Source organism: Nevskia soli DSM 19509 (assembly GCF_000711955.1).
Classification (GTDB): domain Bacteria; phylum Pseudomonadota; class Gammaproteobacteria; order Nevskiales; family Nevskiaceae; genus Nevskia; species Nevskia soli.
The window spans coordinates 20,596-27,138 of record NZ_JONR01000054.1; the positions used below are offsets into that span (position 1 = coordinate 20,596).

Consider the following 6,543-nt stretch of genomic DNA (forward strand, 5'->3'; position numbering starts at 1 on the left):
TCGGGTCATTGCAGCGGTCTTCCCCCGGCGGCGAGTCGTCGCGGGCGTCCGAGTGGATGCCGTAACCATCAGTATCAGGAGGCGATGTCATGACCGAGCACACGCTGCGAGCCTACGACGAGGAACTGCACGACCTGTCGCAACTGGTCGCCGAAATGGGCGGCCTGGCCGAACGGCAGATCCGCGCGTCCATCGACGCCTTGATCCGGCGCGACAAGGACCTGGCCGCCAGCGTCATCACCGCCGACGGTGAAGTGGATGCCTTGGAGCGCCGCATCGAGGAACTGGCCATCCAGCTGATCGCCAAGCGCGCGCCGCTGGCCGGCGACCTGCGCGAAATCGTCGCCGCCCTGCGCATCTCCATCGACCTCGAGCGCGTCGGCGACTTCGCCAAGAACATCGCCCGTCGCTACACCGCCCTCGGCAGCGAGTCGGACCCCAACCAGCTGATGCGCCGCGTCGAGCAGATGGCCAACCTGGCCCTGGTGCAGATCAGGGACGTGCTCGACAGCTACGTCCGCCGTGATGCCACGGAGGCCATGGCGGTGTGGAAGCGCGACGAGGAAATCGACGCCCTCTATACCGCGCTGTTCCGCGAGCTCCTCACCTACATGATGGAAGACCCGCGCAACATCACCTTCTCCACCCACCTGCTGTTCTGCGCCAAGTACATCGAGCGCATCGGCGATCACGCCACCAACATCGCCGAGACGGTCAATTTCATGATCAAGGGCGAGCTGCCGCAGGGCACGCGGCCCCGGGGCGACCTGTCCGACGCCGGCGTCGTCTGAGACGCTTTCCCGTCAGGCAACACCCAACTCCGTTCGCCCCGAGTGAATCGCGCAGCGATTTGTATCGAGGGGCCAAGCTCGGAACCCGTCCCCAGCGTCATCCCCGCGCAGGCGGGGATCCAGTTTTGCTGTCCCCGCCGCACGGATGCAGCCCCGTAGTCCCGGCACTTTCCCGCCTTATTCCCGGCGCAAAGCAGCATCCCTCGCCGCATGCGTGCCAACAAAAACCCTTGGCACGCATGGCACCCATGGTCCATTTGTCGCAATCTGTTCCCCACCCGCAAAACCGCCCCCAACCACGCCTTCCGGCGCCAAAACCACCCGATCGGCGGCCTTTTCCCGCCTGAAGCGCCCCCGAATGCGGCAAGTTCGTTAAAATAGGCCCGCCCCGCCCTTGGCTACCCGAATGAGCAGCACCCAGCGTCTCTACCGTGTGACCTTCCTCAACCAGGGCCAGGTCTACGAGGTTTATGCCCGGAAGATCAGCCATGGCGGCATGCTGGGCTTCGTCGAGATCGAGAAGCTGGTGTTCGGGGAGAAGACCACCCTGCTGGTCGATCCATCCGAGGAAAAGCTCAAGACCGAATTCGCCAATGTCGAACGGACCTATGTGCCGGTCCACTCCATCGTGCGCATCGACGAGGTCAGCAAGCAGGGGCAGGCGCGGATCCATGCGGTCAATGGCGATTCGGCCAAGGTCATGCCGTTCCCGGTGTTCACCGGTGGTGGAGGCGAGCATAAGAAGTAAGTTTCCAGTGCTGCCCTTGGCCCGGCACAGCGGGAAATCTGAGGGTGCCTTGCGATGATGCGCTTCGCCTACCTCGGCAGCGGCAGCAAGGGCAACGCCGCCCTGATTTCGGCCGGCCGCACCACCATCCTGCTCGACTGCGGCCTTGGCTTGCGCGAGTCGGAGCAGCGTCTGGAGCGCCTCGGCGTCAACGCCGCGGACCTCGCCGCCATCGTGGTGACGCACGAGCACGCCGACCACATCAGCGGAGTGGGGCCGCTGGCCCTGCGCTACCAGTTGCCGGTATGGCTGACGGCGGGCTCGCTGGCCGGCTGGAAGGACCCGCCGCGGCAACTCGTGCACCGCATGAACCCGCACGACCCGTTCGAGATCGGCGACCTGCAGATCCGTCCTTACCCGGTGCCGCACGACGCGCGCGAGCCTTGCCAGCACGTGTTCAGCGACGGCGCTTTCCGCGTCGGCGTGCTGACCGACGCCGGCTCGGTGACCAGCCACATGCGGCGCGCCCTGAGCGGCTGCGACGCCCTGCTGCTGGAATTCAATCACGACGTCGAGATGCTGCGGAACGGCCCCTATGCCGCGCCGCTGAAGCGGCGGGTGCTGGGCGACCGCGGCCACCTCAGCAATGCGCAGGCCGGGGAACTGCTCGGCTCGCTCGACTGCAGCCGCTTGAAACACCTGGTGCTGACCCACATTTCCGAAACCAACAACACGCCGGAGCACGCCCTGCGTGCCGCCGCCGAAGCGCTGGACTGCGAGCCGGACTGGATCGTCTGCGCGCACCAGCGGGACGGACTGGCGTGGCGTGAACTGAGCTGATCCCATGAGCGTTTACCTGTTTGTCGGCGGCGCAAGCCTTTCCAAGTTCCGCATCGAGCGCCTGCAGCAGCAGCTGGCGCCGCAGGCGCCCGGCCTGTCCGCGGTGCAGGTGCTGGATTTCTTCATGGTCGAAGGCGAGCTGGCCGACAGCGCCTCCCTGGCGCGGCTGCTGGACGCCGAGGCCAGGCCCTTCCCGGCGGCAGACTGCACCGCCTTCGTGGTGCCGCGCCTGGGCACGCTGTCGCCCTGGTCGAGCAAGGCCACCGACATCGCCAAGGTCTGCGGCCTGGCCGGGGTCGAGCGCATCGAGCGCGGCCGCGCCTATTTCTTCTCCGGCGTGCAGTCCCTGCCGCAGTCGCTGTGGGCCGAGCTGCACGATCCGATGACCGAGAGCGTGATGCTGAGTGCCGAGCAACTCTCCGGCGTGTTCGCGCACCAGCCGGCGCGCCAGCTGCGCACGGTCGAAGTGCTGGCCGGCGGCAAGTCGGCCCTGGAAGCCGCCAACCGCGACTGGGGCCTGGCCCTGTCGGCGCAGGAGATCGACTATCTCGTGGAGCATTTCAGCCACGCCGGGCGCAACCCGACCGATGCCGAACTGATGATGTTCGCGCAGATCAATTCCGAGCACTGCCGCCACAAGATCTTCAACGGCGACTTCACCATCGACGGTGAAGCGCAGGCGCGCACCCTGTTCGAGATGATCAAGGTGACGCACGCGGCGACGCCGGAAGGTGTGCTCTCCGCCTACAAGGACAATGCCGCCGTCATCGCCGGCAACACGGCCGCACGCATGTTCGCCGACGGCGAGCACCGCTACGCCCTGCACACCGAGCCGGTGCACATCCTGATGAAGGTGGAGACGCACAACCATCCCACCGGCATCTCGCCGCATCCGGGCGCCGCCACCGGCGCCGGCGGCGAGATCCGCGACGAGGCCGCCACCGGCCGCGGCGCGCGCCCCAAGGCCGGCCTGTGCGGCTTCACCGTCTCCAACCTGCGCATCCCCGGCTTCGAGCAGCCCTGGGAAGCGAATCTCGGCAAGCCGGCCAACATGGCCTCGGCCCTCACCATCATGCTCGACGGCCCCATCGGCGCCGCCGCCTACAACAACGAATTCGGCCGTCCCAACCTCAACGGCTATTTCCGCACCTACGAAGCGCGCCTGCCGGACGGCAGCCTGCGCGGCTACCACAAGCCGGTGATGATCGCCGGCGGCTACGGCAACATCCGCGAAGGCCACGTGCAGAAGCTGGCGGTTCCGATCGGCGCCAAGCTGATCGTGCTCGGCGGCCCCGCCATGCTGATCGGCCTGGGCGGCGGCGCGGCCTCCAGCATGGCCACCGGCAGCAGCTCCGCCGACCTCGACTTCGCTTCCGTGCAGCGCGCCAACCCGGAGTTGGAGCGGCGCTGCCAGGAAGTGGTCGACGCCTGTTGGGCCCTTGGCGAAGCCAACCCCATCCTGTCGATCCATGACGTCGGCGCCGGCGGCATCTCCAACGCTCTGCCGGAACTGATCCATGCCGACGATCGCGGCGGCACCATCCACCTGCGCGACATCCAGTGTGCCGATCCCTCGCTGTCGCCGATGGAAATCTGGTGCAACGAGGCGCAGGAGCGCTACGTGCTGGCGGTCGCCGCCGATCAGCTCGGACTGATCGAAAAGATCTGCGCGCGCGAGCGCTGCCCCTACGCCGTGGTCGGCGAAGCCAGGACCGAGCAGCGCCTGCTGGTCGACGAGCCCGGCAAGGCCGCGGCGGTGGACATGCCGATGCAGGTACTGCTGGGCAAATCGCCGCGCCTGCAGCGCACCACCAAGCGTGCCCCCGCGCGCTTCGAGGCGTTCGACCATCGCGCCATCGACCTTGCCGAAGCCGCGCAGCGCGTGCTGCGCCTGCCCGCCGTCGCCGCCAAGACCTTTCTCATCAGCATCGGCGACCGCACCGTCGGCGGCCTCACCGTGCGCGACCAGATGGTCGGTCCCTGGCAGGTGCCGGTAGCCGACTGCGCCGTCACCGCCACCGGCTTCGAAGCCGTCACCGGCGAAGCCATGGCGATGGGCGAGCGGCCGCTGCTGGCGCTGCTCGATGCCGCCGCTTCCGGCCGCATGGCGGTCGGCGAAGCCGTGACCAATATCGCCGCAGCGCGCATCGGCAAGCTCAGCGACGTGCGCCTCTCCGCCAACTGGATGGCCGCCGCCGGCTACGGCGACGAAGACGCGCGCCTGTACGACACGGTGCGCGCCGTGGGCGAGGAACTGTGCCCGCAGCTCGGCCTGGCCATCCCGGTGGGCAAGGACTCTCTGTCGATGCGCTCGGTATGGAAGCAGGACGGCGAATCGCGCACCCAGACCGCGCCGCTGACCCTGATCGTCTCCGCCTTCGCGCCGGTCGCAGACGTCCGCGCCTCGCTGACGCCGCAGCTGCGCACCGACAAAGGTGAGACGCGTCTGCTGCTGGTCGACCTCGGCAACGGCAAGAACCGCCTCGGCGGTTCCGCCCTGGCCCAGGTCTACAACGCCGTCGGCGACCTGGCCCCGGACCTCGACGATGCGCAGCAGCTCAAGCATGCCTTCATCCAGGTGCAGCGCCTCAACGCCGCCGGCAAGCTGCTGGCCTACCACGACCGCAGCGACGGCGGCCTCTACGCCACACTCTGTGAAATGGCTTTCGCCGGCCATTGCGGTGTCGAAGTCACGCTCGATGGTCTCGGCGCCGACCCGCATGCCGCCCTGTTCAGCGAAGAACTCGGCATGGTGTTGCAGGTGCGCGCGGCGGATGCCAAGGACGTGCTGGCGCAGCTCGCAGGTGGCGGCCTCACCGTCGCCGACATCGGCGCGCCCTCCGGCGACGACCGTGTGGCGATCCGCCACGGCGGCCGCGAGCTGTACGCCGCCGCGCGTGAAAAGCTGCACAAGACCTGGGCCGAAACCAGCTACCGCATGGCCGCCCTGCGCGACGATCCGGACTGCGCCCGCGAGGAATTCGAAAGCGTCGGCGCCGCCGCCGATCCAGGCCTCAGCGTGCAGCTAAGCTTCCAGCCGGTCGGCGCGCCCAATCTCATCGCCGCCCGCCGCCCGCGCGTCGCCATCCTGCGCGAGCAGGGCGTCAACGGGCACATCGAAATGGCCTACGCCTTCCACGCCGCCGGCTTCGACAGCGTCGACGTGCACATGAGTGACATCCTGGAAGGTCGCGTCACCCTCGACGGCTTTGCCGGCCTCGTCGCCTGCGGCGGCTTCTCCTACGGCGACGTGCTCGGCGCCGGACAGGGCTGGGCCAAGTCGATCCTGTTCAACGCCCGTGCCCGCGAGCAGTTCCAGACCTTCCTGGCGCGCCCCGATCGCTTCGCCCTCGGCGTGTGCAACGGCTGCCAGATGTTCGCCGCCTTGAAGGACATCGTGCCGGGCGCCGCGCACTGGCCGGCGTTCCGCCGCAACCGCCCCGAGCAGTTCGAGGCGCGCTGGACCATGGTCGAGGTCACCGAGAGCCGCTCCCTGTTCTTCGCCGGCATGGCCGGGTCGAAGTTGCCGGTCGCCGTCGCCCACGGCGAAGGCCGCCCGGACTTCACCGCCGCCGCCGACCTCGGCGCGCTGCGCGGCGCGAACCAGCTGGCGTTACGCTTCATCGACAACCGCGGCCAGGTGGCGTCGCGCTATCCGCAGAATCCCAACGGCGCCGTCGAAGGCGTCACCGGCATCTGCAACGCGGACGGCCGCGTCACCATCCTGATGCCGCATCCGGAGCGCAGCATCGCCGGCACCGTCGGATCCTGGTGGCCGCAGCAGTGGACGGACAAGACGCCGTGGTTCCAGATGTTCGTCAATGCGCGGAACTGGGTGAAGGAGCGGGGCTAGCTGCTCTTCGGGGGACTGTCATCCTGAGATTCTATGGTTTTGGTCAAACTGCCAAGAGCACCTGAGGATTGAAGGAAGTGTGGTGTCGGTGGATGGACCAGGCGATGCGGGCGATCTTGCGAGCCAGGATGACCAGGGCGGCGGTTGTGGAGAGGCCTTTTGCGCGCTGGCGCTGGTAGAAAGGCCTCCAGGTTTTGGTTTTTGCGGCGGACATGGCGGCGTTGTAGAGCAGCCGGCGCAATTCTGCGGGGCCACGTTTGGACAGGCGCCGGCGGCCGGATTTCTGGCCGGAATCCATTGGCCGGGGATCCAGGCCGGTATAGGCCACAAAG

General features: G+C 68.0%; 5 protein-coding genes. 4 read left to right on the forward strand and 1 reads right to left on the reverse strand.

All coding sequences use genetic code 11. The features are described 5' to 3' along the window. The first annotated feature begins 89 nt into the window (after window positions 1-89). The 4 genes from phoU (at window position 90) to purL (ending at window position 6,211) form a co-directional block, all read left to right on the forward strand. Window positions 90-791: a phosphate signaling complex protein PhoU gene (phoU, locus tag BP26_RS0120750; protein WP_029922478.1), complete on the forward strand. Its 702-nt coding sequence runs from the start codon at window positions 90-92 to the stop codon at window positions 789-791. Between the two features lie 406 nt (window positions 792-1,197). Beyond that, window positions 1,198-1,539 carry a DUF1820 family protein gene (locus BP26_RS0120755; RefSeq protein WP_029922479.1) on the forward strand — a complete coding sequence of 114 codons (342 nt, stop codon included), beginning with the start codon at window positions 1,198-1,200 and terminating at the stop codon, window positions 1,537-1,539. A gap of 54 nt (window positions 1,540-1,593) precedes the next feature. Further along, complete coding sequence (locus tag BP26_RS0120760; RefSeq protein ID WP_211254997.1) at window positions 1,594-2,358, forward strand: MBL fold metallo-hydrolase; 765 nt, start codon at window positions 1,594-1,596, stop codon at window positions 2,356-2,358. A 4-nt stretch (window positions 2,359-2,362) separates the two neighbouring features. Further along, complete coding sequence (gene purL / locus BP26_RS0120765; protein WP_029922481.1) at window positions 2,363-6,211, forward strand: phosphoribosylformylglycinamidine synthase; 3,849 nt, start codon at window positions 2,363-2,365, stop codon at window positions 6,209-6,211. Window positions 6,212-6,254: 43 nt separating this feature from the next. Here the strand turns inward: purL and BP26_RS0120770 are convergent. Next, a partial coding sequence (locus BP26_RS0120770; RefSeq protein WP_157572672.1) for a transposase occupies window positions 6,255-6,543 on the reverse strand: 289 nt, incomplete at its 5' end.

What these genes read in the sequence shown, in the direction of transcription:
- phoU (WP_029922478.1), top strand. Translation starts at nt 90, where the DNA reads ATGACCGAGCACACGCTGCGAGCCTACGACGAGGAACTGCACGACCTG.
- BP26_RS0120755 (WP_029922479.1), top strand. Translation starts at nt 1,198, where the DNA reads ATGAGCAGCACCCAGCGTCTCTACCGTGTGACCTTCCTCAACCAGGGC.
- BP26_RS0120760 (WP_211254997.1), top strand. Translation starts at nt 1,594, where the DNA reads ATGATGCGCTTCGCCTACCTCGGCAGCGGCAGCAAGGGCAACGCCGCC.
- purL (WP_029922481.1), top strand. Translation starts at nt 2,363, where the DNA reads ATGAGCGTTTACCTGTTTGTCGGCGGCGCAAGCCTTTCCAAGTTCCGC.